1 protein-coding gene is annotated in these 1,810 nt (G+C 52.3%); it reads left to right on the forward strand.

Translation table 11 applies throughout. The annotated features are described in order from the left end of the window. Positions 1-411 precede the first annotated feature (411 nt). Entirely contained in the window at positions 412-1,671 is a 1,260-nt protein-coding gene (locus tag GTP44_RS26730) for an RES family NAD+ phosphorylase (protein ID WP_161021797.1), read from the forward strand. Positions 1,672-1,810 lie beyond the last annotated feature (139 nt).

The following is a 1,810-nucleotide window of genomic DNA, read 5'->3' on the forward strand; positions in this document are numbered from 1 at the left end:
TGGATACGGCTCTTTCTTTTTGCGCGGTTTCTTGGTGGTCATCGTGTCGATCATGGAGCATCCCTTTCGGTATTATTTCATGACCCCGTTTCACACAGAAATTCTTACAGGCTCCACGCCGCCCAGCCCCCTGGCAAGGCGAAGCCCACAATGCTAAAGCTCAGGTAAAAGCCCAGCATCACAACCCCGGCAAGGAAGCCCTCGATCTTCGGCTTCGCATATGGGACCTTGGCGTTAAAGACGTACGCCAAGGCTAGCCACAACACTATGTAGACGACAGAAACCAGAGAGAAACTTAAGCGCGAAGAGCGAGGTCGCCAGTACAATCTGTGGCTAAGAAGGATGGCAGGTCAAAAAGTTAAGCTGAGTGACACCACAGCCCGACAGTTGGTGCCAGCGCTGGAGAACCGGATGGTGGATTTCGTCTGCTTTAATTGTATTGAGGATTCTTGCTTGCGGCGGCGGCACCTAACGTCCCGTTTGCATTCTCCTCGCGTGTGCATCGGGTGCGGAGATGAAGTAACGCATGCCATTACGGCCGCTGACTTGGCAGCACTTACTGAACCGGTACTTCAGCAACACTTCGAGATCGATCAGGACCTCTATCCCGGTTACGAGCTTTCTTTGCAGGCGATCATCGGGCAGGCGCTTCAATGTGGCAAACAGGCGGTTCTGGAGAAAATCGCTGTCCTACTAGAGGTTTGTAATGACGACCACGATGAAGATGCTGTGGACAACGAGCACTTTTACGCCTCAGGCCAGATGTACCAATGGGCCAATAGCCCGTTTGACGATGAGGAGCATCAGCGCTGGTATGTAATGGGCGATTGGCATAACGCTGCTACGCGACTGATTCACGGCCGCAGGTTTTTCAACGAAGGAGTACGCGAGCTCTTTGCTGGCATCCTGCAGGAAGCGCTTGCTGCAGGCAGCATTGACGACGCGGGCCTCCGCCCAGTTATCAAAAATGTGCTGACAGGCTTCGAATTTTTCCGCGCGCGCGTGGCCAGAAATTTTGACGAGGAACAGAAGTTTTTGGCGGAGCCCGCTATCGAATTGGGAGCCCCACCTAAGGAACTCGCAACGAACGGCAGAATGAGCCCTGCTGGCATACCGTTCCTATACGTCGCAGAGAATCAATGCACTGCCGTTGCAGAGGTTCGTCCCTCAATTGGCGACACGGTAGTGGTTGGGAAATTCAAAGCTACACAGCCACTAAAGATATTTGACCTGACTGCTCTTTCTGGTCGTTTAGTCCATGAGTCGTTGAGTCTCTTTGATCCTGATTACGAAACTCGAAGTCATCGACGAACATTACTGGGGTACTTACACTCGGAAATAAGTCGACCTGCTAAAACAAATGATACCGATTACTTGATGACGCAGGCCTTCACCGAATACATTCGCTTTGAATGTAACGAGGAGTTTGATGGCGTAGCCTTTCGGTCTGTGCAACATGCGAACGGGATCAATTATGTGCTGTTCGACACCGCGAGTGAGAACGAATGGACTTGGGCGGACTGGAAGCCACGGTTTGACTTGGAAATTGACCCGTCGGATGTAGTTGTCGTTGAGATTAGAGCTGTAGAATACACCGCGAACCCTAAAAAGATTCTTGCTCGCCGCCCAGACATCGATGGATGGGCCGACGAGATCGTTTTTACTAGCTAGTTCCACATCTACTTCAGGGGGCCTCGAAAAACCGGCCCGGCCGTGGCATGATGTCAGCGCATCAACCTTGACGACTCTGCCATGATGAAACCCAACCTTTTTGCTGCGCAGGAGCGCGAAGCCAAGCTGACGAAGCTGG

The organism is Duganella lactea, assembly GCF_009857505.1.
Classification (GTDB): Bacteria; Pseudomonadota; Gammaproteobacteria; order Burkholderiales; family Burkholderiaceae_D; genus Rugamonas; species Rugamonas lactea.